This is a genomic window from Sphingomonas sp. SphC10 (genome assembly GCF_057004845.1).
Window position 1 is genome coordinate 2125769 of record NZ_CM168044.1, and the last position, 21944, is coordinate 2147712.

General features: G+C 67.1%; 27 protein-coding genes. 16 read left to right on the forward strand and 11 right to left on the reverse strand.

Annotated features, from left to right (window positions below; translation table 11 throughout):
- Positions 1 to 139: 139 nt before the first annotated feature.
- The 8 genes from ACWKSV_RS09610 to ACWKSV_RS09645 all read right to left on the reverse strand — a co-directional run bounded on the left by ACWKSV_RS09610 (position 140) and on the right by ACWKSV_RS09645 (position 6948).
- Positions 140 to 802 carry a F0F1 ATP synthase subunit B family protein gene (locus ACWKSV_RS09610; protein ID WP_076717290.1) on the reverse strand — a complete coding sequence of 221 codons (663 nt, stop codon included), beginning with the start codon at positions 800 to 802 and terminating at the stop codon, positions 140 to 142.
- The gene (locus ACWKSV_RS09615; protein ID WP_056431687.1) at positions 795 to 1289 is read right to left on the reverse strand and encodes a F0F1 ATP synthase subunit B family protein; all 495 of its coding nucleotides are present in this window, start codon (positions 1287 to 1289) and stop codon (positions 795 to 797) included. The genes ACWKSV_RS09610 and ACWKSV_RS09615 overlap by 8 nt, the downstream gene beginning before the upstream one ends.
- A 63-nt stretch (positions 1290 to 1352) precedes the next feature.
- The gene (locus tag ACWKSV_RS09620; RefSeq protein ID WP_007406947.1) at positions 1353 to 1580 is read right to left on the reverse strand and encodes a F0F1 ATP synthase subunit C; all 228 of its coding nucleotides are present in this window, start codon (positions 1578 to 1580) and stop codon (positions 1353 to 1355) included.
- 81 nt (positions 1581 to 1661) lie between these two features.
- The gene (locus ACWKSV_RS09625; protein ID WP_056431901.1) at positions 1662 to 2453 is read right to left on the reverse strand and encodes a F0F1 ATP synthase subunit A; all 792 of its coding nucleotides are present in this window, start codon (positions 2451 to 2453) and stop codon (positions 1662 to 1664) included.
- Positions 2454 to 2486: 33 nt separating this feature from the next.
- A complete protein-coding gene (locus ACWKSV_RS09630; RefSeq protein ID WP_056431684.1) occupies positions 2487 to 2804 on the reverse strand; it encodes an AtpZ/AtpI family protein in 318 nt (105 codons plus the stop codon).
- Positions 2805 to 3155: 351 nt separating this feature from the next.
- Positions 3156 to 3536, reverse strand: a complete 381-nt coding sequence (locus ACWKSV_RS09635) for a YdbL family probable chaperone protein (RefSeq protein WP_076711475.1) — start codon at positions 3534 to 3536, stop codon at positions 3156 to 3158.
- Positions 3537 to 3538: 2 nt separating this feature from the next.
- The gene (locus tag ACWKSV_RS09640) at positions 3539 to 3718 is read right to left on the reverse strand and encodes a YnbE family lipoprotein (RefSeq protein WP_483666791.1); all 180 of its coding nucleotides are present in this window, start codon (positions 3716 to 3718) and stop codon (positions 3539 to 3541) included.
- A gap of 38 nt (positions 3719 to 3756) precedes the next feature.
- On the reverse strand, positions 3757 to 6948 hold the full coding sequence (locus ACWKSV_RS09645) for an intermembrane phospholipid transport YdbH family protein (protein WP_483666792.1): 3192 nt from the start codon (positions 6946 to 6948) through the stop codon (positions 3757 to 3759).
- A 125-nt stretch (positions 6949 to 7073) separates the two neighbouring features.
- Between ACWKSV_RS09645 and radC the strand changes: the two genes are divergently transcribed.
- The 9 genes from radC (at position 7074) to ACWKSV_RS09690 (ending at position 14009) form a co-directional block, all read left to right on the forward strand.
- The gene (radC, locus tag ACWKSV_RS09650) at positions 7074 to 7763 is read left to right on the forward strand and encodes a RadC family protein (protein ID WP_056431675.1); all 690 of its coding nucleotides are present in this window, start codon (positions 7074 to 7076) and stop codon (positions 7761 to 7763) included.
- 153 nt (positions 7764 to 7916) lie between these two features.
- Positions 7917 to 8822 (forward strand): hypothetical protein, encoded by a 906-nt coding sequence (locus tag ACWKSV_RS09655; protein WP_156884317.1) that lies wholly within the window; start codon positions 7917 to 7919, stop codon positions 8820 to 8822.
- A gap of 64 nt (positions 8823 to 8886) precedes the next feature.
- The gene (gene pth, locus ACWKSV_RS09660) at positions 8887 to 9462 is read left to right on the forward strand and encodes an aminoacyl-tRNA hydrolase (RefSeq protein WP_056431669.1); all 576 of its coding nucleotides are present in this window, start codon (positions 8887 to 8889) and stop codon (positions 9460 to 9462) included.
- Entirely contained in the window at positions 9459 to 10061 is a 603-nt protein-coding gene (locus ACWKSV_RS09665) for a TIGR02466 family protein (protein WP_058745799.1), read from the forward strand. The genes pth and ACWKSV_RS09665 overlap by 4 nt, the downstream gene beginning before the upstream one ends.
- Before the next feature lie 167 nt (positions 10062 to 10228).
- Entirely contained in the window at positions 10229 to 10423 is a 195-nt protein-coding gene (locus tag ACWKSV_RS09670; protein ID WP_056431896.1) for a hypothetical protein, read from the forward strand.
- Between the two features lie 142 nt (positions 10424 to 10565).
- A complete protein-coding gene (gene ychF, locus ACWKSV_RS09675; RefSeq protein WP_056431664.1) occupies positions 10566 to 11666 on the forward strand; it encodes a redox-regulated ATPase YchF in 1101 nt (366 codons plus the stop codon).
- Positions 11667 to 11757: 91 nt separating this feature from the next.
- Complete coding sequence (locus tag ACWKSV_RS09680; RefSeq protein ID WP_056431661.1) at positions 11758 to 12150, forward strand: BLUF domain-containing protein; 393 nt, start codon at positions 11758 to 11760, stop codon at positions 12148 to 12150.
- 80 nt (positions 12151 to 12230) lie between these two features.
- On the forward strand, positions 12231 to 13544 hold the full coding sequence (locus ACWKSV_RS09685; RefSeq protein ID WP_076717296.1) for an alkaline phosphatase family protein: 1314 nt from the start codon (positions 12231 to 12233) through the stop codon (positions 13542 to 13544).
- 12 nt (positions 13545 to 13556) lie between these two features.
- A complete protein-coding gene (locus tag ACWKSV_RS09690) occupies positions 13557 to 14009 on the forward strand; it encodes a MaoC family dehydratase (RefSeq protein ID WP_076717298.1) in 453 nt (150 codons plus the stop codon).
- On the opposite strand, the gene ACWKSV_RS09695 is transcribed toward ACWKSV_RS09690, so the two are convergent.
- Positions 14006 to 14515 (reverse strand): hypothetical protein, encoded by a 510-nt coding sequence (locus ACWKSV_RS09695; protein WP_445265569.1) that lies wholly within the window; start codon positions 14513 to 14515, stop codon positions 14006 to 14008. The genes ACWKSV_RS09690 and ACWKSV_RS09695 overlap by 4 nt on opposite strands.
- Before the next feature lie 299 nt (positions 14516 to 14814).
- On the opposite strand from ACWKSV_RS09695, the gene petA reads away from it, so the two are divergent.
- The 7 genes from petA to ACWKSV_RS09730 all read left to right on the forward strand — a co-directional run bounded on the left by petA (position 14815) and on the right by ACWKSV_RS09730 (position 20325).
- Entirely contained in the window at positions 14815 to 15408 is a 594-nt protein-coding gene (gene petA / locus ACWKSV_RS09700) for a ubiquinol-cytochrome c reductase iron-sulfur subunit (RefSeq protein ID WP_056431648.1), read from the forward strand.
- Positions 15409 to 15422: 14 nt separating this feature from the next.
- Entirely contained in the window at positions 15423 to 16706 is a 1284-nt protein-coding gene (locus tag ACWKSV_RS09705) for a cytochrome b (protein WP_056431644.1), read from the forward strand.
- A 26-nt stretch (positions 16707 to 16732) separates the two neighbouring features.
- Positions 16733 to 17581, forward strand: coding sequence for a cytochrome c1 (locus ACWKSV_RS09710; protein ID WP_056431641.1), 849 nt, complete (start codon positions 16733 to 16735; stop codon positions 17579 to 17581).
- Between the two features lie 259 nt (positions 17582 to 17840).
- Positions 17841 to 18377, forward strand: a complete 537-nt coding sequence (locus ACWKSV_RS09715) for an adenine phosphoribosyltransferase (protein WP_076717300.1) — start codon at positions 17841 to 17843, stop codon at positions 18375 to 18377.
- Positions 18377 to 18832, forward strand: coding sequence for a tRNA (cytidine(34)-2'-O)-methyltransferase (locus tag ACWKSV_RS09720; protein WP_076717301.1), 456 nt, complete (start codon positions 18377 to 18379; stop codon positions 18830 to 18832). The genes ACWKSV_RS09715 and ACWKSV_RS09720 overlap by 1 nt, the downstream gene beginning before the upstream one ends.
- A 34-nt stretch (positions 18833 to 18866) precedes the next feature.
- On the forward strand, positions 18867 to 19727 hold the full coding sequence (hemF, locus tag ACWKSV_RS09725; protein ID WP_056431632.1) for an oxygen-dependent coproporphyrinogen oxidase: 861 nt from the start codon (positions 18867 to 18869) through the stop codon (positions 19725 to 19727).
- A gap of 4 nt (positions 19728 to 19731) precedes the next feature.
- Complete coding sequence (locus ACWKSV_RS09730; protein WP_076717303.1) at positions 19732 to 20325, forward strand: GNAT family N-acetyltransferase; 594 nt, start codon at positions 19732 to 19734, stop codon at positions 20323 to 20325.
- Here ACWKSV_RS09730 and ACWKSV_RS09735 read toward each other — a convergent pair.
- Positions 20309 to 21055 (reverse strand): hypothetical protein, encoded by a 747-nt coding sequence (locus tag ACWKSV_RS09735; RefSeq protein ID WP_076717305.1) that lies wholly within the window; start codon positions 21053 to 21055, stop codon positions 20309 to 20311. The two genes, ACWKSV_RS09730 and ACWKSV_RS09735, sit on opposite strands and share 17 nt — an antisense overlap.
- 16 nt (positions 21056 to 21071) lie before the next feature.
- Positions 21072 to 21923, reverse strand: coding sequence for a DUF7847 domain-containing protein (locus ACWKSV_RS09740; RefSeq protein WP_156884318.1), 852 nt, complete (start codon positions 21921 to 21923; stop codon positions 21072 to 21074).
- Positions 21924 to 21944 lie beyond the last annotated feature (21 nt).

Below are 21944 nucleotides of genomic sequence, written 5' to 3' on the forward strand. Positions count from 1 at the left end.
CCGCGCGGGGATAGGGCAGGACGTGGGCTTCGACTTCGCTCAGCCTGAACGGAGGTGGTGGTCTTTTGGCTTTCCGAAACGACCGAACCGCGCCTCGGGCCAACCCGAAGCGCGGTCCTGTCTCCGGCCGTGAAGCCGATCAGTTCGGGCGACCGAGCCCCGAAATGGTGCGGTCGATCATCGCCCGGTCCGCATCGGCCGAGTGATGCTCGGCGATCAGCAGACCGGCAGCCTTGGCGGCAGCCTCGGCGGCGCGGGCGCGGACTTCGGCGATCGCGGTGCGCTCGGCAGCGGCGATCTTGTCCTCGGCCATCTTGGCGCGACGCTCCATCAGCGCCTCGGCATCGGCCTTGGCCTTGCTGAGCAGCTGACCCGCTTCATGCTGAGCCTGAGCGCGCATCGCCTCGGCATCGGCATGGGCGGCCTTCGCCTTGGCCTCATATTCGGCCTTCAGCGTTTCGGCTTCCTGACGCAGCTTATTGGCTTCGTCGAGCTGGGCGCGGATCCCGGCAATCTTTTGGTCGAGCGAACGACCGATCATCGACGGGACCTTCTTCACCAGCATCCCGATCAGCACGACCAGAGCAGCAAGCGCCACCCAACCGGTCGAATCGAAACCCAGCGCGGTCGGGCTGACGGCGTGATGCTCGGCTTCGGCGGGCGCGACCGTGTTGCCGGTCAGACCGTCGCCTTCGCGGATCGGCTTCTGCGTCATGCCTTCGGCGGACGCCGCATCGGCCAGGTTCTGCGCGACCAGCGCATCGCCATTGGCCAGAACGCCGTTTGCGGAATGATTAGCCATGCGCGCTCACCTTTCGCACCGCGTCGGCCGCCGCATCCTCGCCCACCTGGACGCCGGACAGCTTGGCGACGAGATCGCGCGCGGCCTCGGCCGCCACGGTCTGAAGATTGGCCATCGCCTCGACCTTGGCATTGGCGATCGCCAGGTCATGATGACCCAGACGCTCGGCCAGCTCGGCATCGGCGGCCTTCACCTGCGCCTCGAAAGCGTGGGTGGCCCGCGCCTTGGCAGCGTTGGTTTCGGCCATCGCGGCGACACGGGCGGCGTCCATTTCGGCCCGCCATGCCGCCTCGACCCGGTCGGCCTCGGCACGCGCGGCCTCCGCCGCCGCCAGATCGCCGGCGATACGGCCTTCGCGAGCGTCGACGGTCGCCTGAATCTTGGGCACCATCCCACGACCGACCACAAAATACAGCAGGCCGAACGTGATCAGGAGCCAGAAGATCTGCGACGCATAGGTCGCACTGATCTGTGCTATCTGGGGCATGGAGTCCTCGTTGCCATATCAACCGGGCGCATCGTCAGCGACACGCCCGGCCGATCCGAATGATTAGGCGACGAACACCAGGATGATCATCGTCACGAAGGCGAGCAGGCCCAGAAGCTCGGCACCGGCGAAACCGATGAAGAGGCGGCCCTGCTGGCTGTCCGCCGCACCCGGATTGCGCAGCGCGCCTTCGAGGAACTTGGCGAACACGTTGCCCACGCCGAGCGAGGCGATGCCCATGCCGATAGCGGCCAGACCGGCACCGATCAGCTTCGCGGCTTCTGCGTCCATTTCAATCACTCCAGTTCAAAAAGGGTCGTTTGGGTATTCAAGTCGGCGGCGCGCCCGCCCGCCCGATCCGGCCGTACCGGATCAGTGCAGGTTGACGGCGTCGTTCAGATAGACCGAGGTCAGCAGCGCGAAGACATAGGCCTGGATCGCGGCGACCAGCAGTTCGAGAAGCGTGATGCCGATCATCAGCAGGAAGCTCGGCAGGGTGATGAGCGCGGCGTAACCGGGGCCCATGTTGATGCCGTTGATGACGAAGGCGGCAAGAACCTTCAGCAGGATATGCCCCGCGGTCATCGCGACGAACAGTCGCAGACCCAGCGAGAAGGGGCGCACCAGGAAGCTCATCAGCTCGACCACGAAGATCAGCGGAATCATCAGCTTGGGCGTGCCGTGCGGCACGAACAGCGCGAAGAAGTGGAAGCCGTGGCGGCCGAAGCCGACGATCAGCACGATCGCGAACGAGATCAGCGCGAGCACGCCGGTCACGGTCACATGGCTGGTCACGGTGAAGGGATGGACACCCGGCACCACGCCGAAGGGCAGCAGACCCAGCACGTTGGCGAACAGGATGAACATGAACAGCGAGAAGACGTAAGGAAGGAAGCGCTTGCCTTCCGGCCCGATATTCGACGTCAGCATCGAATTCACGAAGCCGGTGAAGCCTTCGACCGCAGCCTGCCAGCGCCCGGGGACCAGATCGCGCTTCATGCCGCCGATCATGAACACCCACAGCGCGACCAGCGTCGCCACCATCCACAGAGCGGAATTGGTGAAGGAAAGGTCGTAGCCGCCGACCACCCAGTGCTGACCGAGCACCGGCTCGATCAGGAACTGGTGCATCGGATCAATCTTGCCGCCCGATTCTGCCGCCACGCTGCTTCGTTCCCACATATGACGAACGCCCGGTTACTCCGGGCGTTCGCCAGAAATCCGAATAATCTGCCTGAACGCCACGCCGATCCCCAGGAACAGCATCACGATCAGGGCCCAGGGTGCGGTGCCGAACCAGCGGTCGAATAGCCAGCCGATCAACGCACTGCCGACAAGACTTCCGATCAGCGCGGAGATCACGCGGCTGCCTTGGGAATAACCCCTGTCGGCGTCCACCTTCACCCCCTGCCGCGCTGCGCCGTCCGCTCTCGCCTTGGCCAATCGCTGATCCAGCGCGGCCAGACGCGGATCGTCCGCATCGCCAAAGTCCTGTCCGGGTTCCTTCTCCGCCACGCAGCCACCCTCACCTGATTTCGTCACCGAAGGGGAGAATGCGCGCGAACGGCGAGCGACCCCGCCAAGGCGAGGCCCGTTTAGAAAGCCCCTCCCCCCAAGTCAACCGCCTGGGGGTGGGCTTGTGACAGATGTGTTAAGCATTGTTGCCGGGGAGTGACAGGATGGTGCCCCTCCCTCTGATTCTTCTCCCCTCCCGCAGGCGGGAGGGGTCGGGGGAGGGCTGGCGCTGTCCGCGAGGGATGAAGTCGGGTTTAGACAATTCAGGCGCGCCCCAAACCCGCTCGCTCTATCACCGCCGAAGTCCCCTCCCCCAGCCCCTCCCGCCTGCGGGAGGGGAGTTAGAAGGAATTACACGCAGGCGGGCGCGCGTTCCGGTGCGGCGCCGGTGCGGGTCTTCCACACGCCCTCGGGCGTCTTGTACTTCTCGCCGCTGGCCGTCTGCGCGATCAGATTGCAGCCGCTGGTGAAGGCCATCTGCTCGACCGTCGCGCCACTGGCCTGCGCCTTTTGGGTATAGGCCGCCTTGCGCTGGATGTTGATGCTGTTGACCAACGTGCGCAGCGCGGGCGTCGCACTGCCGACGATGCCCAGATAGCCATCGGGCTGTTCGCCCACGAGACCCTCGGCGCGCGCGGCGGCATAGGCCGGGTCGCGCTGCGCCATCGCCATGCCCGATACGCCCAGCAGCGCCACCGCGCCGAGCGCCAGGATCACCGTCTTTGCCTTCATGATTAGAATATCCCCGGATTCTGCTGGATCAGCGATTTGGCCTCGCCATCCAGGCGATATACCACTTCCTGCGTCACATTGATGTTCAGATTGATCTCGATCGGCTTCTCCGGCGCGGAGATGTTAACGCATCCTCCGCCCAGCAGGGTCAGCGCGACCGGCATCCATCGTGTCGCATCCAAGATCGGCATCCTTCCCAGCATTTTCAATCCTGTTACGGTCATGGCACGGTCTCGCTTGCGGATGGCTGAATGGAGGTGGCGGCGGGATTCGCAGGCGGCGCGGCGCGCTTGTTCTGTTCTTCCAGCAGCGCGGGCAGATTGCGCTGAATCAGGCGGCGCGGATCGTAGAAGGACTGCGCCGAATCGAGCAGCCCGCGAAAGGGCGCCTTGATCCGCACGTTGAAGATGAAGGGCAGGCGCTGGAGCCGCCGGATGATGAAGTTGGACTTGGCGCCCTTGCCCTGGCTGATCCCGGCGAAGCGCACATCGGTCACCATCTCGCCCGCCAGCGGCCCATTCATGTCGATCCGCAAGGACCGATAGTTGAGCGAGCGCAGCGCCCCGAACGCCAGATTGCCCCAGACGCCCAGATCCTTCTGACTCAATTCGCCAAGATAGGCGATGCTGCCGCCGCCGGAGCGCACGGCCAGCCGACCGCCCTCGATCCGCCCGCCCCGCTCGTCGAAGATCATCGGCAGGGTGCCGTCGAAGACGCCGGTGGCGTTCAGATTCTTGAAGTCGAACTGGAGCAGGAACTGGTCCGCCGCAGCCCCCTCGACATGGAAGGTCATGCGACGTTCGACCGGCTGCGAGAAGTCGAGCAGCGTCGGGTCCAGGGTCAGCATGCCGCCCGCGAACGGCCAGCGCCCGCTCTCTACCCTCACCCGCGCGCCCGACAGGGTCTGATAGCGGATGACGCCGTTCGTCACCTGAATGCCCGGATTGATCGTCTTGACGGTCGCCACCTGTCCCGGTGCGCTCTCCAGCGCCAGCAGGTCGGTGAAGTCGATCGTGCCCGCTATGCCACTGACCGGGCCGAGCGCGGCGGCCAGGTCGATCCCGTCGGTACCGAATCGTCCGGTCGACCGCACGCCGTTCGCATCCCAGACGATGCGCCCGCGCCCGTTGATCGGCCCGCGCACATCTTCGATCACGCCTTTTGTCACCGGGGTCAGCAATTCGGGCTGGAAGTCCTTGGTGAAGGTGATGCCCGGCACGCTCAGGTCCGCCGCGCCCGCGCCCTTGTCGAGCGCATGGGTGATGGCGACGTCGGCGACCTTCACCGACTTGGTCGGCTCGAACAACGTGCCCCTGGCGTCGATCCGGCTGCCCGCCAGCGTCAGCGTGACGTCACGCGCCGCCATGGGCAGGAAGCGTGGCGAATCGGCCCGTGCGTCGCGCACCTGAAGCGCGCCGTTGAGCGTCAGCACGCCGCCCGCCAGCCGCCAGTCGCCGCCCGCCTCGCCCAGCAGCAACGGCACCTGCCCCACCTGCCCCGCGCCGCCGGTGAACTGGCCCGCAAGGCCTTCCGACGTCATCCGGCCGTTCAATTCGGCCGCGTCGATCCGGGTCGGCGATTCGGGGCGGCCGATGACGGTCTGCACGCCGGTCAGGGTGAAGCTGCGGTCGGCCAGCGCAAAGCGAGTGGTCGCCGCCGCCAGGGTCAGCGGGCTGCTGCCGATCTGCCCGACCAGCCTGGTCGCCCCCAGCTGCGCACCACCGCTCAGGCGCGTGCCGTCCAGACGCACCAGCGCGCCGTCCAGCGGACACAGCCGCGTGGCCACCTTCGCCAGCCTCAGCCCCGACAGCGCCAGCCGGCCGATCGCCAGCGGCTGGCATTCGGGATTGATCAGCAACCGCCGCGCCCCGTCCCATCGCGCGGCGATGGGCAGGACCAGCCCGTCGATCCGCCCGCCGCTGATCGGCCCGGACAGCGCGACACGGGTCGTCACCTGGGTTTCGCCATTGGCGGCGGAGCGGAACACCATCCGGTCGAAGGCCAGGGCCGCCCCGCCTGCCTCGTAACGCGCCAGTTCGGCGGTGCCGCGCATCGGCTGTTTGGGTCCATCCTGCTGCAGCGTCGCCCGCAGGCTCGGCAGACCACCGCCGCCCATCGCCGCCCGCGTATCGATCCGCAGCCCCCGCGCATCATAGGCGAGGCCATAGCCGCCCGCGAAGGCGAGCCGCCCGCCGCTGGCCGACGCGACCGTCAGGCGCGGCACACGCACCGCAAAGCCCGGCCCACGTGGCCCCCGGTCGCTGTCGATCGCCAGCGCCATATCGGCGGCGAAGCGACGCCCTGCCCGTCCGACCGCCTGGGTCATGGCGCGCAGCACCGGCCCGACCGGCGTGCCCGCCGCCGCCTCGCCCGCCTTCAAGACGGGGGCCAGCGCGGCGGCCGACGCCTGCGCACCGCCCAGTTGCGCCTGTCCATCGAAGCGGGTGGCAGCACCGATCAGATAGCGACCCGCGACCATCGCCCGCTCGGCGCGACCGACGCGGGCGACGACGTTGCGCGCGGCGACTTCCATGCGCCCTTGCGTACCCTTGGGCGTGCCGGAAAAGTCGATCTGTCCATCGATCGCCGCAGCGGCCAGAACCGGATGGCGGATCGCTCCACTGCCGAGCGAAGCCCGCCCCTGCCAGCGATCGAGCGCCGCGCCGAAGGTCACATCGACTCGCGCCGCCAGATCGGCGACCGCCACCTCACCACAACGCAGGTTGCCGAGTTGCAGCGGCCCGGTCAGCGTCGGTTGTTCTCGCACCACCCGGACACGCAGGGGGGCAGCCAGCCCGGTGGCGACGCAATCGCCCATCACGAGCCTGGGCGCGACCGCCGCCAGCCGCCCGGTAAAGCCGTCGCTCAGCACCCCCTGCCCCGAGAGGCTCAGGCCGACGACCCCGTGCGGCGTTTCGAGCCGGATGCCGCCATTCTGCACCGCCACGTCGAGCTTGGGCAGCTGGAACGGCTTGCCTGATGTGTCGGGCGGCCCCATCAGCCTGTCGAGCGTGCCCAGGCTGATCCGTCCGTCGATCAACCGCCCACGCAGGCGGACCCGCCCGGCGCGCACGCCCGTCACGACCGGCCCCGACAGGGTCATGCGGGTCCGCGTCTCCAGCCAGTCGGCGACGAGGTCGGGGCGCTGCGGGTCGCCCAGCACGACGTTGGTCAGCCGCTGGCGACCGAAACCCAGATCGGAAATCCTGTAGCGCGCCGGCACGCCGCGCCTTGCCAGTTCGCGGTCCAGCACCTGCCCCGCCAGCGGCTTGCGTTCGATCCAGAGCGCGATCAACGCGGCCAGGATGACCAGCGCGATGGCGATCAGGGTCAGCTGAAGGCGACGGAAACGGCGGGCGGGGCTCGCGACCGGGGTCACGCGCGTCTCGCTCTCCTCGCTCGCGCCCTCCACCCCGATGCCACTCCCTTAATCTTGACCCACGTCATAAACACCGGACCCCGCGCCACGCAATCGCGCGAAGCCCGGCGACAGTTCCCGCTGCCCGCCTTATGATGCCCCGCCACGGGGGACGGGACATGCGCGATACCAGCGAAATCGAGGCGAACGATCATGCCGGACACCGCGCGCGGCTGCGCGACCGATTGCTGGGCGGTGGCGGATTGCTCGATCATGAACTGATCGAATATCTCTTGATGACGGCCATTCCGCGCCGCGATACCAAGCCGATGGCCAAGGCGCTGCTGCGCGAGTTCCACGATATCGGCGGCGTCCTAACCGCCGACCCCATCGCACTCCAGCGGGTCGACGGCATAGGCGAGACGGCGGCGGCGACGATCAAGATCGCCCAGGCCTGCGCGCTGCGGCTGGTCCAGGCGGAGGCGATGAAGCGCCCGGTCCTGTCCAACTGGCAGGCGCTGCTCGATTATCTCCACGCCGACATGGCGCATCACGGGGTCGAGCGGGTACGGGTGCTGCATCTGAACACCCGCAACATGCTGATCCGCGACGAATTGATGGGACAGGGTTCGATCGACCAGGCGCCGGTCTATGTCCGCGAAGTGATCCGGCGCGCCATCGATTTCGGTTCGGCCGCGCTGATCCTGGTCCACAACCACCCCAGCGGCGACCCCTCCCCCAGCCGCGCCGATATCGACGTGACCCGCGCCATTGCAGAGGCGGGAAAGAGGCTGGGTATCACGGTGCATGACCATATCATCATCGGCACCTCGGGGCATGTCAGCCTGCGGGCACAGGGGCTGATCTGACGTCGCCGTCGAAGCGTATCATTATGACCAGGCGGGGGGCGTGACTGGCTTGTCATCGCCGGCGCGCTGCCGCATCCCCTTATGATGACGTCGTCCGCCCGTCCCCACCGGCTTTTATGCAAGGTCTTTGACCGGACTATGCGCCGGGCGCGGATGCACCTTCACCTGCATGCCGCGCGGCGGATTCTGGCGACGCCGCCGATAATACCCCGCGACGATGGTTTGATCATCCTGTCGATGATCGGCACCCGCACGCTGATCCCCTATCTGGTCGCGATCAAATCCTTCCACCAGCAACTGGCCATGGGCCGGATCGTCCTGATCGACGACGGCAGCCTGACGGAGGCGGACCGGCGCACCCTGGCACGGCATTGCGGCACGCCCCGGATCATTCCGATCGCGGGGATCGATACCGGCGCGTGTCCGCGCGGCGGCACCTGGGAAAGATTGCTGGTACTGCTCGACCTGCGCGCCGATCACTATGTCGTCCAGCTGGATTCTGACACCGTGACGCTGGGCGACGTGCCCGAGGTTCGCGCGGCGATCACCGGGAATCGGGGCTTCATGCTGTTGGGCGGCCCCGACAGCCAGGCCTTGGGCATCCAGACGCTGCCGGAGTTCGTCCGACGCAAATATCCCGACGGCCCGGTGTCGGCTCCGGCGCACATGCAGGCGCTGATCGAATCCCGTTATGCCGCCTATCCCGAGGCGGAATGCCATTCCTACGTCCGGGCGTCGTCAGGATTTGCGGGCTTCGCTCGCGGTGGACCCAGCGACCGCAAAGCAGCGGCGACCTTTTCGCGCAGGGCCGAGAATCTGGTCGGCACCACGACCTGGGCCGAATGGGGCAGCGAACAGGTGACGTCGAACTTCCTGCTCTCCAACGAGCCCGGCACCCTCACCCTGCCCTATAGCCACTATTATAACTACTGGCGCACGCCGGTCACCGGCGATGAGCGACTGGTCCATTTCGTCGGCACGCACCGCTATTCGGACGGCGTCTATCGTCACATGACCGAGCGCGCGATCGACCGGCTGACGGGGCCCGGCCCCGAATAGCGGCTTTGGCGTCCCGACACCCGATGCTAGGGGCCTCATCCGTAACGTGAATGAGGAATGGGACATGCAGGTCTGGACCGGGCTGGGCAATCCGGGCGCGCAATATGCGATGCACCGCCACAATGTCGGCTTCATGGCGATGGACGCCATTGCCGAGGTGCATGATTTCGGCCCGGTGAAGAAGCAATTCCAGGGCTGGACCCAGGAAGGCCGGATCGGCGGGCAGAAGATCCTGCTGCTGAAGCCCGCCACCTTCATGAACGAGAGCGGGCGGAGCGTCGGCGACGCGCTGCGCTTCTACAAGCTGGGCGTCGAGGCACTGACCGTCTTCCACGACGAGCTCGACATCGCGCCTTTCCGGGTCAAGGTGAAGACCGGCGGCGGCACGGCGGGGCATAACGGCCTGCGCTCGATCGACCAGCATCTAGGGCCGGACTTTCGCCGCGTGCGCCTTGGCATCGGCCATCCGGGACACAAGGACCGCGTGACCGGCCATGTGCTGGGCAATTACGCCAAGTCCGAGATCGAGCCGCTGTCCGACCTGCTAGGCGCGCTGGCGGCGGAGGCGCACTGGCTGGCGGAGGGCGACGATGTGCGCTTCGTCAACGATATCGCCCTCCGGCTGGGGGATGCGGCATGAGCGTGCGGCGCCTCTTCGCCTCGCTGCTCTATGAGGGCCAGCTGGACGATGCCGATCTGCTGGCGGACATCGAACAAAGCTGCTGGGCGCTCGCCGAGGACGACCGGGCCGGGCGGCGCTGGAGCAAGGAGCATGGCTATCGCGGCTATACCAGCTACGCCTCGCTCAACGACCTGCCGATCCGCGATCCGGTGTTTGCCGACCTCAAGAAGAAGCTCGACCGTCATGTCGCGCGCTTTGCCGAGGAATGCGCCTTCGATCTGGGCGGGCGCAAGCTGAAGCTCGACAGCCTGTGGGTCAATGTCCTGAAGCCGGGCGGCCATCACTCGGCGCATATCCACCCGCATTCGGTGGTGTCGGGCACCCTCTATGTCGCCATGCCCAAGGGCTCGGGCGCGCTGAAGCTGGAGGATCCGCGCCTGCCGATGCTGATGGCCGCGCCGCCACGTCGCCCCGATGCGCCGGACGATCTGGCCACCTTCGCCACCGCCACGCCCGAACCGGGCACGGTGCTGCTCTGGGAAAGCTGGTTGCGGCATGAGGTCGTGCCCAACGGTGCCAAGGGCGAACGGATCAGCGTCAGCTTCAATTATCGCTGATCCGACCGGAACGGGGGCGACGACATGCGCCGCACCCGCGGTCAGACGAAAAGTTCCCTCGACTCGTCGTCGATATGGGGCGGCTGATCGCGGCGATATCGTGCCGTTAACCTGTATTGGGTAAGGAGGATGGCGATCGCACCTCCTTATTTGCGGACCTGTCCTCGATGCTCGAATTCGCTGTCTTCACCTTTGGTATGTTGGCCAGCTTCGTGCTGTCGGGCCTGGGCCGGAACAAGAAGGCGCAGCGCGCCAATCCGCCGATCCTGCGCTATATGGGTCTGGTGCTGATGGGCTTTTCGGGCGCGATGGGCGTCATGCTGCTCGGCTATGCCGCCGTGCTCGCGGTCGGCGCCGCCTGACGGACCGGGCATTCCCCGCCTCCGCTCAGGCTGAACGGAGGTTGGGGCAGATGCCCCCTCGGCCGCCCGCACCCATCGGTTGAGAAATTCCCCCATCCTCGCTAGAGGGACGCTTTCCCCTTTCCTGTAGGATAAGCGACGCATGGGTTTCCGCTGCGGCATCGTCGGCCTGCCGAATGTCGGCAAGTCCACCCTTTTCAACGCGCTGACCGAAACGGCGGCGGCGCAGGCCGCCAATTATCCGTTCTGCACGATCGAGCCCAATGTCGGCAACGTCGCGGTGCCCGATCCGCGCCTGTACCAGCTCGCCGAAGTCGCCGGCTCGGCCAAGATCATCGAGACGCAGCTGGCATTCGTCGACATTGCGGGGCTGGTGCGCGGCGCATCCAAGGGCGAGGGGCTGGGCAACCAGTTCCTGGGCAACATCCGTGAAGTCGACGCGATCGTCCACGTCCTGCGCTGCTTCGAGGACGGTGACGTCACGCATGTCGAGGGCAAGGTCGATCCGATCGCCGACGCCGAGACGGTCGAGACCGAACTGATGCTCTCCGACCTGGAAAGCCTGGAAAAGCGCGTCCCCGCCTTCATCAAGAAGGGTCAGCAGGGCGACAAGGAAGCCAAGATCGCCGCCTCGGTGCTGGGCCAGACGCTGGAGCTGCTGCGCGACGGCAAGCCTGCGCGGCTGACCGTGCCCAAGGACGAGGAGGAAGCCCGCGTCTTTTCGCAGGCGCAGCTGCTGACCGCCAAGCCCGTCCTCTATGTCTGCAATGTCGAGGAATCGAACGCGGCGAACGGCAATGCCCATTCGCAGCGCGTCTTCGAAAAGGCCGCCGCCGAGGGTGCACAGGCCGTCGTCGTCTCCGCCGCCATCGAGGCCGAGATCGCGACCATGCCTGCCGAGGATCGCGGCGAGTTCCTGTCGGAGCTGGGCCTATCGGAAACCGGCCTCGCCCGTGTGATCCGTGCGGGTTATGCGCTGCTCGATCTGCTGACCTTCTTCACCGTCGGCCCGAAGGAAGCGCGCGCCTGGACCGTTCATCGCGGCGCCAAGGCCCCGAACGCGGCGGGCGAAATCCATAGCGATTTCGAGCGCGGCTTCATCCGCGCCGAGACGATCGCCTATCCCGACTATATCGCCTTCAAGGGCGAAGCGGGCGCACGCGATGCGGGCAAGCTGCGTGCGGAGGGCAAGGAATATGTCGTCCAGGACGGCGACGTGATGCTGTTCCGGTTCAACGTCTGATCCCCATTGCGCCGGTCGGGTTCGCTCGACCGGCGCCCTGACCTGCATATTGCCGCTTTGCAGAAGCGGTTCGGCCCGCTACGCACGAAATATGATCCATGTTAGTGCGTTTCGCCGTGTCATCTACACCAGCCGCGCCGTCGGCGATGACGAACGCGCCGACCACCAGGCCATTCTGTCCGCCTCGCGCCGCAACAACGGCATGGACGGCATCTCCGGCCTCTTGTGGATCGGCGACGGCGAATATCGCCAGCTGCTCGAAGGGCCTGCGGACAGCGTGCGTGAAACGCTGTCCCGCATCATGCGCGATCCCCGTCACGCGGACATCCGTATCCTCGACGACCGGATGACCGACGGCCTCGAATTCGGCGAATGGGCGATGGCCGGACTGCCCGGCGACCAACCCGCAGAAGCTGCCGAACGGCTCCGCCTGTTGCTCCGCAATGCCGACCCGACCATCCGCCAGTTTTTCCCGGTCGACTGACCCTGCACAGGGCGGCAGCTTCCACTCGCCAGTGTCATAATGCGGCGCTATCGGGCTGATCCGAAAGGACTGTCCCTCCCGTGATCCGACTCCCCCTCGCCGCCGTTGCGCTCGCCCTGCTGGGCGGTTGCGCCTATCCCTACAACCCGCCCGCCCTGCCCCCGGTGACGAACGCAGCACCCGCCGCCATGACGGGTGCTGCGCCCGCTGCCCCGATGCAGGACGAACGCGCACCGGTCACGATCCTGGTATCGATCGACGGGTTCCGTGCCGATTATCTGCAACGGGGTATCACCCCCAATCTGTCGCGGCTGGCGGCGGGCGGCGTGAGCGCACCGATGCGGCCGTCCTTTCCGTCCAAGACCTTTCCCAACCATTGGACGCTGGTGACGGGGCTGGTTCCCGATCGCCATGGCATCGTCTCCAACAGCTTCACCGATCCGACGCATCCGGGCGAACGCTTCACCATGTCGTCGGAGCAGCCCTATTGGTGGAACGCCGCCGAGCCGATCTGGGTCACGGCGGAAAAGGCGGGCATCCCCACCGCCACCATGTTCTGGCCAGGTTCCACCGTCGGCTGGGGCGGTGTTCTTCACGACGACATCCATCACACCGTTACAGGCGGCCTCCGCCCGCATGACTGGCAGGCGTACAACTCGGCCGTGTCCGACCGTCAGCGGGTCGATGCGCTCATCGACTGGCTGCGCCGCCCGGCCGCCACGCGTCCCCGCTTCCTCACCCTCTATATCGACGAGGTGGATATTGCCGGGCATGAGGTCGGCCCCGACGCGCCGGGCGTGAACGCCGCCATCGCCAAGGCCGATGTGGCGATCGGACAGCTGGTGGCGGGCCTTGCCGAATTGCACCAGCCCGCCAACCTGCTGGTCGTGGCCGATCACGGCATGGCCGCGACGTCGAGCGACCGGGTGATCGCCCTCGACCAGTTGCTGGACCCGGCCGATTACGATCTTAGCGACGACGGCCCCTTCGCCTCGATCACCGCCAAGCCGGGACGCGAAGCCGCGCTGGAGGCACGTCTGCTCGGTCGGCGCGGCCACATGACCTGCTGGCGCAAGAGCGAGATTCCGGCGCGTTTCCATTATGGCCGCAATCCCCGCATCGCGCCCTATTTCTGTCTCGCCGATGCCGGGTGGATGATCGAGCCGAAGGCGCCGGACAAGCCCTTTGTCGGGGGAATGCACGGCTATGACCATGAAGATCCGACCATGGTCGCGCTGTTCATCGCCAATGGCCCGGCCTTCCGGTCGGGGGTGCGGCTGGCACCATTCGCCAATGTCGACGTTGCACCCTTGCTGCGCGACCTGATCGGCCTGCCGCCGGGCCAGGGGCTGGACGGCAACGACGCGCCGTTCCGCCGCGCGTTCCGACGTTAAGGAGACAAGAGGATGATCTGGCTGGAGGATGTCGCGGTCGGCGACGTATCGCGGTTCGGCGCGTACAAGGTGGAGCGGGACGAGGTCATCGCCTTTGCCCAGCGTTACGATCCCCAGCCTTTTCACCTGTCCGACGAAGCCGCCGCCGCCACCCATTTCAGGCGGTTGTCGGCCAGCGGCTGGCACACCGCGTCGATGGCGATGGCGATGATCGTCGAGCATTTCCGCGACACCGGCTTCCAGAGCATCGGCTCGCCCGGTGTCGACGAGCTGCGCTGGACGAGGCCCGTCTTTCCCGGCGACACGCTCCATTGCGAAGCGGAGGTGCTGGAGACGCGGGCGTCGGCCAGCCGCCCCGAAATGGGCTTCGTCATCAGCCGCTGGACCGTGCTCAATCAGGACGATGTCCCGGTCATGACGATGCGCCCCACCGTCATGATCCGCACCCGCCCGCAGGCCGCTTAACGCGGACCGCGCCCGCCGCGTCCTCCCGGTCGGCCGCCACGCCAGCCGCCGGGACGCGGCGCGGACGGGGTCGGGCGAACGCCCTCGCCGCCGCGCCACCGGCCGGGATTGCCGCGCCAGCCGCCGGGCGCAGGAGCCACTCCGGGCATCGGTCCACGCCAGCCGCCCCGGCCCCAGCCGCGCCACTGATCCCGGATCGCCCCGCCGCGCCACGCATCGCGGCGCCCTTCCCAATAGGCGCGCTGGCCGTCATTCCAACGGAACGGACGGCGATAACGGTCGTAAACATAGACACCGGTGCCCGGATAATAGAAATCGTCATACCAGCCGAAATAGGACGGGGCGTAACCGTAACCGCCATAGCCGCCATAATAGCCCGGCGCATAACCGCCATAACCCGCGCCCACCGACACGCCGCTATAGCCATAGCCGTCGGCGCATCCGCCAAGCGCCAGCAGACCAGCCGCGAGGGCCGTGGCCCAGCCCATCTTTTTCAGGGTCATCATCCTCTCCATGCCCCTGATCCAGGCTGAGCGGGTGCGGCAGGGGTCCGTCATCCGTGGCGATCAGCGGTCAACCCCGCAGCGCGAAAGGTGGTTCCTGCGCCCTGCCGCCTGCACGGCTACTGAACGGTCGGGCGCCATCTGGCCAAAGGGGATTGGCAAAGCCGGTCAAGCAAGGCTAACCTGACGCACCGTTCATCAAGGACGGGCTTGGGACAGGCGGCGCATGACCGGGGGCAATCCGGCACGACCGTCGAAAGCGTATCGTGTCGAACGCGAGCGAAGGTGGAGGGACAGGACGAATGGCGATGACGGAGAACACCGTACCCCCCGGCGAGGCGCCGGAGCCATTCCACGAAGAGGTCCATGATCCCCGTCGCCGCGACTTCATCAATGTCGCCGCCGTATCCTTTGCGGGCGTGGGCGCGCTGGCGATCGTCCTGCCGCTCATCAACCAGATGAACCCTTCGGCCGACGTTCTCGCCCAGTCCACCACCGAGATCGACCTGTCCAAGATCGCCCCCGGACAGGCGATCAAGGCCAGCTTCCGCAAGCAGCCGCTGTTCGTCCGCAACCTGACGCCCAAGGAAATCGCCGAGGCCAACGCCGTGCCGCTGTCCGAACTGCGCGATCCGCAGACGCTGGCGGAGCGGACCAAGCCGGGCAAGACGAACTGGCTGATCACGCTGGGCGTCTGCACCCATCTGGGCTGCGTGCCGCTGGGTGCTGGCGAGGGCGAGAACAAGGGGCCTTATGGCGGCTATTTCTGCCCCTGCCACGGCTCGGCCTATGACACCGCCGCGCGCATCCGGAAGGGCCCGGCGCCGCTGAACCTGCTGGTTCCCGAATATAAATTCGACACCGACACGACCGTCACGGTCGGCGTGGCCGCATAAGGGAGACCCGAGAGATGAGCTTTCCCTGGGCCAAACATTATCAGCCGAAGCAGCCGGTCATGCGCTGGCTGGACGAGAAGCTGCCGCTGCCGCGCCTCGTCTACAACGCCGTGGGCGCGGGCTATCCGGTGCCGCGCAACCTGAATTACTTCTGGAATTTCGGCGTGCTGGCGGGTGCCGCGCTCGCCATCCAGATCATCACCGGCGTGGTGCTGGCGATGCACTATGCCGCCAATGCGGGCGTCGCCTTCGACTCGGTCGAAAGCATCATGCGCGACGTCAATGCGGGCTGGTTCCTGCGCTATGCCCACGCCAACGGCGCGTCGATGTTCTTCATCGTGGTCTACACCCATATCTTCCGCGGCCTCTATTACGGGTCCTACAAGGCCCCGCGCGAGATGGTGTGGCTGCTGGGCGTGGTCATCTTCCTCCTGATGATGGCGACCGCCTTCATGGGCTATGTGCTCCCCTGGGGGCAGATGAGCTTCTGGGGCGCGCAGGTCATCACGGGCTTCTTCTCGGCGATCCCGGTGGTTGGCGATACCATCCGCATCTGGCTGCTGGGCGGGTTCGCGCCGGACAATGCGGCGCTCAACCGCTTCTTCTCGCTCCACTATCTGCTGCCCTTCGTGATTGCGGGCGTCATCATCCTGCACATCTGGGCCCTGCACATTCCCGGCTCGAACAACCCGACCGGCGTGGACGTCAAGGGCGAGCAGGATACCGTGCCCTTCCACCCCTATTACACCGCCAAGGATGCGGTCGGGCTGGGCGTCTTCCTGCTGGTCTTCGCGGGGCTGCTGTTCTTCTTCCCCAATTATCTGGGCCATCCGGACAATTACATCCCGGCCAATCCGCTCTCGACGCCGGCGCATATCGTGCCCGAATGGTATTTCTGGCCCTTCTACGCGATCCTGCGCGCCTTCACCGCCGACTTCATCCTGCCCGCCAAGCTGTGGGGAGTGCTGGCGATGTTCGGGTCGATCCTGCTGCTGTTCTTCCTCCCCTGGCTGGACAGCTCACCGGTGCGGTCGAACAATTTCCGGCCCAAGGCGCGGGTCGCCTTCTGGGTGCTGGTGGTCGACGTGCTGCTGCTCGGCTGGTGCGGCGGTTCGCCCGCGACGCCCTTCTTCATCATCCTCAGCCAGATCACGGCGGCCTATTATTTCCTCCACTTCCTGGTGATCCTGCCCTGGATCGCCCGGACGGAGCGCCCCGCGCCGCTGCCCAACTCGATCACCGAAGCCGTGCTGTCCAAGCATGGCGGGACCGCACCCACCAAGTCGGCCCTGGCCTGACCCGAACCGAAAGAGGATAGCTGAACATGGTTCGTGGCATCGCATTCCTGGTCGGGGCGGCCTTCACCTTCGTCCTCGCCATCGCGCTGTGGGGCAGCGTCTCGGGGCTCATCTCCGAGCCGCCAGCCCCCACCGCCGAGGAGGAGTTCCACCTTCACCCCAAGCCCGCACATCTGGCGTCGGACGGCATTTTCGGCCGCTTCGACCGCCGCCAGCTCCAGCGCGGGTTTCAGGTCTATAAGGAGGTCTGCGCGGCCTGCCACTCGCTGAGGCTGGTGGCGTTCCGCGACCTGAAGGATTTGGGCTATAACGAGCCCGAACTGAAGGCGATCGCCAACCAGTGGGTGATCGAACAGCCGAGCATCAATCCGGAGACGGGCGAGGCGACGACGCGCAAGAACGTCCCCGCCGACCGTTTCCCCTCGCCCTTCGCCAACGAGGTGGCGGCGCGCGCGGCGAACAACAACGCGCTGCCGCCCGATCTGTCGCTGATGGCCAAGGCGCGGCATGACGGCGGCAACTATATCTACTCGCTGATCGGCCCCGACGCCTATCGCCCGCAGCCCGCAGAGCTGCTGCGCAAGTTCCCCGACGCCAAGACGCCGACCGGGCTGCACTACAACCCCTATTTCGCAAACCTGAACATTGCGATGCCGCCGCCGCTGACGCAGGACGGGCAGGTCCAATATGCCGATGGCACGCTGGCCAGCCGCGACCAGATGGCCAAGGACGTCGCCGCCTTCCTGACCTGGACCGCCGAGCCCAAGCTGGAATCGCGTCACGCGGCCGGAATCGGGGCGTTCGTCTTCATCCTGATCTTCTGCTTCCTCGCCTGGGGCGCGTATCAGAATGTCTGGCGCGACGTGAAACACTGAGATCGGGAAAGCCCGATGTGAGAGAACTGGGGCGGTTTCCGACGAGGGAACCGCCCGTTTTATTGGGCCTTTCCGTCCCGCCCCCCCGGCAATCTTAACCCCCGTTCGGGCTGAGCGAAGTCGAAGCCCACGCCCTGCCCTCTCCACCTCGCCTGGCAACGGGATTCCCTTGGCCTTCGACTTCGCTCAGGCTGAACGGAAGTGGTGGAGTTCGGGCATCCCCCTTTACCCCCGCGCCCCACAAGCCCATGACGCCCTCATGAGCGCCCATGACGACCTGAAATCCCTGATCCGCACCATCCCGGATTTCCCCAAGCCCGGCATCCAGTTCCGCGACATCACCACCTTGCTGCTAGACCCCAAGGGTTTCGCGCAGACGGTCGAACGGATGGCCGCCGCCACACGCGGGACCGTCGATCTGGTCGCCGGGATCGAGGCGCGCGGCTTCATCTTCGCCGCCGCGCTCGCGGTGCCGCTGAACGCGGGCGTGCTGCTGATCCGCAAAGACGGCAAGCTGCCCGGCGCGACCATCGCCGAGGATTATGCGTTGGAATACGGACAGGATCGCATCGCCATCCATGAGGATGCGCTGGTCCCCGGCGCTCGCGTGCTGCTGGTCGACGACCTGATCGCCACCGGCGGCACCGCGCGCGCCGCCGTCCGGCTGATCCGCAAGGCGGGCGGTATGGTCGAGCAGGCCCAGTTCCTGGTCGACCTGCCCGATCTCGGCGGGGCCGATGCCCTGCGCAAGGAGGACATCGCGGTCGATGCGCTGCTGTCCTTCCCCGGCCACTGATGCGCCTGGCGCTGCACGAGCCCGATATCGCGGGCAATGTCGGCACGCTGATCCGCACCGCGACCTGTTTCGGCGTCGCGGTCGACCTGATCGAGCCGATGGGCTTTCCCTATTCCGACCGCGCGCTTGCCCGGTCGGCGATGGATTATGCCGCCATGGCCGAGGTTATCCGCCATGCCGATTGGGATGCCTTCCGCGCCGCGACACGCGGGCGGATCGTGCTGGCGACGACGCTGGGTGCGATCCCGCTGCCCGAGATGGTGTTCCATCCCGACGATGTGATCCTGCTCGGCTCCGAGGGCGCGGGCGTACCGGAGGCGGTGCACGACGCCGCCGATATCCGGGTGCGCGTGCCGATGCGCAGCCGCGTCCGCTCGCTCAACGTCGCGATCACCGGCGGAATTCTGCTGGCCGAGGCGCGGCGCCAGACCGGTTGGGACCAAATGCCCGGTTGACCCTGGCCCCCGCCCCCGCCCAGAACGCCGCGCGATGAACAGCCGTACTCCCGACATCGCGCTCGACGCCGAGCAGGACGCCGCCCGCCTCTGGTTCGAATCCCTGCGGGATCGGATCTGCGCCGAGTTCGAAGCGATCGAGCGTGAGGCGGGATCGGACGCCGCCTTCCAATACACCGCCTGGGACCGTGCCGACCCGAGCGGCGAGCCCGGCGGCGGCGGCGTGCGCGGGGTGATGAAGGGCCGCGTCTTCGAAAAGGTCGGCGTCAACGTCTCCACGGTCGGCGGCACCTTCGAGGGGCCGTTCGCCAAGACCATTCACGGCGCGGGCGACGATCCGCGCTTCGTGGCGACCGGGATCAGCCTGGTCGCGCATATGGCCAATCCGCATGTGCCAGCGGTCCATATGAACACCCGGTTCCTGACCACGACCAAGCGCTGGTTCGGTGGCGGCGCAGACCTCAATCCGCCGCTGCCCATCGCGGAAGACACCGCCGACTTCCACGCCCGGTTGAAGGCCGCGTGCGACGCGCATGACCCAGAGCATTATCCCCGGTTCAAGGCCTGGGCCGACGACTATTTCTACATCCCGCATCGCCAGGTGCATCGGGGCGTGGGCGGCATCTTCTACGACCATCTGGAGGGCGATTTCGACGGTCATTTCGCCTTCACCCGCGATGTCGGCGAGGCGTTTCTGGACGTCTTCCCCCGCATCGTCCGGCGGCGCATGGGCCTGCCCTCGACCGAGGCCGACCGTGCGCAGATGCTGGCATGGCGCGGTCGCTATGCCGAGTTCAACCTCGTCTATGACCGGGGCACGTTGTTCGGGCTGAAGACCGGCGGCAATATCGATGCGATCCTGATGAGCCTGCCGCCGCTGGCGACGTGGGAGTAAGCCCATGGCGCTGATCCCCGTCGACCCCGCCGAGATCGCCACCATCGTCACCACGCTGGAGATGCACGAACGGCCAAGGCCGCGCCCCATGCCCGGCTCGCCGCTGCAACTGGTCGCCTGGGCCAGGCCCGATCCGGCCAAGTATCGCACGCTGTTCGCGCGCGTCGGCGCGCCCTGGCTGTGGTTCTCGCGGCTGGTGATGGACGATGCGACGCTGACCGCGATCATTCACGACCCCGCCGTCTCGGTCTTCGCCGTCGTCGACCGGGCGGGGATCGAGGTCGGGCTGCTCGAACTCGACCATCGCGTCGCGGGGGCGTGCGAGATCGGCTATTTCGGGCTGGTCCCCGAACTGGCGGGGCAAGGCCATGGCCGTTGGCTGATGGCGCAGGCGCTGATGCGTGCCTGGACCGCGAAGGTCGAGCGGGTATGGGTGCATACCTGCACGCTCGACCACCCGTCCGCGCTCAATTTCTATCGCAGGCAGGGCTTCGTGGCCGTGTCGCGCGCGATCGAGACGTTTATCGACCCACGGGCGCTGGGCGTCCTGCCCGAGGACGCCGCACCGCAAATCCCCCGGCTCAGCCCGCGCGATTGACCAGTCGGCGATAGGCCGCGACCGACACCAGCGCCTGGCCGAGCCCCGCCGCCATCGCCACCGCCGCCGATCCGGCCTGGAGCAGCGCGACCGCGACCGGATTGCCCGCGCCGTCGCTCTGCACCACGTCGATCAGCGCGAGGAAGGGCTGGGCCGCGATCATGCCGCCCAGATAGGTGCAGGACGCCAGCGCCGCCAGCGACAGGCCCGCACCGCGCGTCAGCGACACCGAACGGGCCAGCGCCGCCATGGCGGGCATCCGCCGCTCGGCGAACAGCACCGGGCCGACCAGCAGCAACCGCCCGGCCACATACAGCCCCGGCAAGATGTAGAGCAGCATCCCCGCCCCCACCGGCAGCGCGACCAGGATCATCGCCAACAGGAAGCGCGGCGCCATCCTGAGCGCGCGGCCCAGCGCCTCGCCGACCGTCACCGGCCCGCCGAGCGTCAGCGCCAGGATCGCCGCCGTCCCGATCATGCCGACCGCATAGCTGGCGAAATACCAGCCGCCATAATGGCCTGCCCAGGTCCCGACCGAATCGACCCAGGCCATGGCCCGCGCGGTCGCCTCTCCGCCCTCGGTCTCGGGCAGCGGGGGCGCGGGCACCAGCAGCCCCAGCGCAAAGGCAGGCCAGAACAGAAAGGGCGCGGACAGCCGGATCAGCAGCGCGCGATCGCGGCGGAACAGGGCCCAGGCATCCCGCAGGGTGGCGACGACATCCAGCTTCATCAAAAGGCTCGTTTCATCACAGGGAGGGCGAACCGACCTCTTCACGATGCGCCTGCTCGCCCGCCGTCGCGACGTACAGCCGCGCGATGAAGACATAGGCCAGCGTCATGAATCCGGCGTTGACCACCGATCCCAGCAGCGCCGCCAGCCGGACAGCCGTCAGCGCCCGATCCGCGCCCAGTGCCAGACGGAGGGCCGCGCCGGTGACGCCCTGCACCGCCAGCATCGCGACCAGCAGGACGATCCCGAACAGCAGGGACACGCCGATCAGCCGCCAGGTCATCCCCCGCGTCAACGCGATGGAGCGACGGATCGCCCCCAGCCCGCGTCGCTCGTTCAGCACCACGGCATAGATCAGCATCAACCGCGCGACGATCCACAGCGACGCCACCATGACGGTCAGACCGTAAAGAACCAGGAACAGCGCCGCGCCGCCGCTCATCGGCGGGAATTTGGACGGATCGCCATTGGCGGCCATCGCGGCGGCGAAGTCGAAATGGGACAGTCCCAGCACGACGATCATCACCAGTAGGACCAGCGCAAAGGCGAAACCGACCACCAGCGCGACGCCCAGCACTGGCCACATCCGGCGAAGGCCCGCCCGCGATGCATCGCCGCTGGTCGTGGCCGGATGGGTCGCCAGCGCCATGATCGCCAGCTGCGCCCAGATGCCCAGCAGCATGGACAAGATCATCAGCCCCAGACCCGTCGGTCCCATGGACGACTGGCCGGGCGAGGACGGCAGCAGCAGGATCTGCAACAGGCCGGGCAGGACGAAGCCGATCAGGGCGAATGGAGCCATCATCCCGGCCCTGCCCGCCAGCACCTGTTGCGTGCTGTCCCACACCGTTCCGATCCTGACGGTCATGCTACCTCCCTTGGCGGCCCA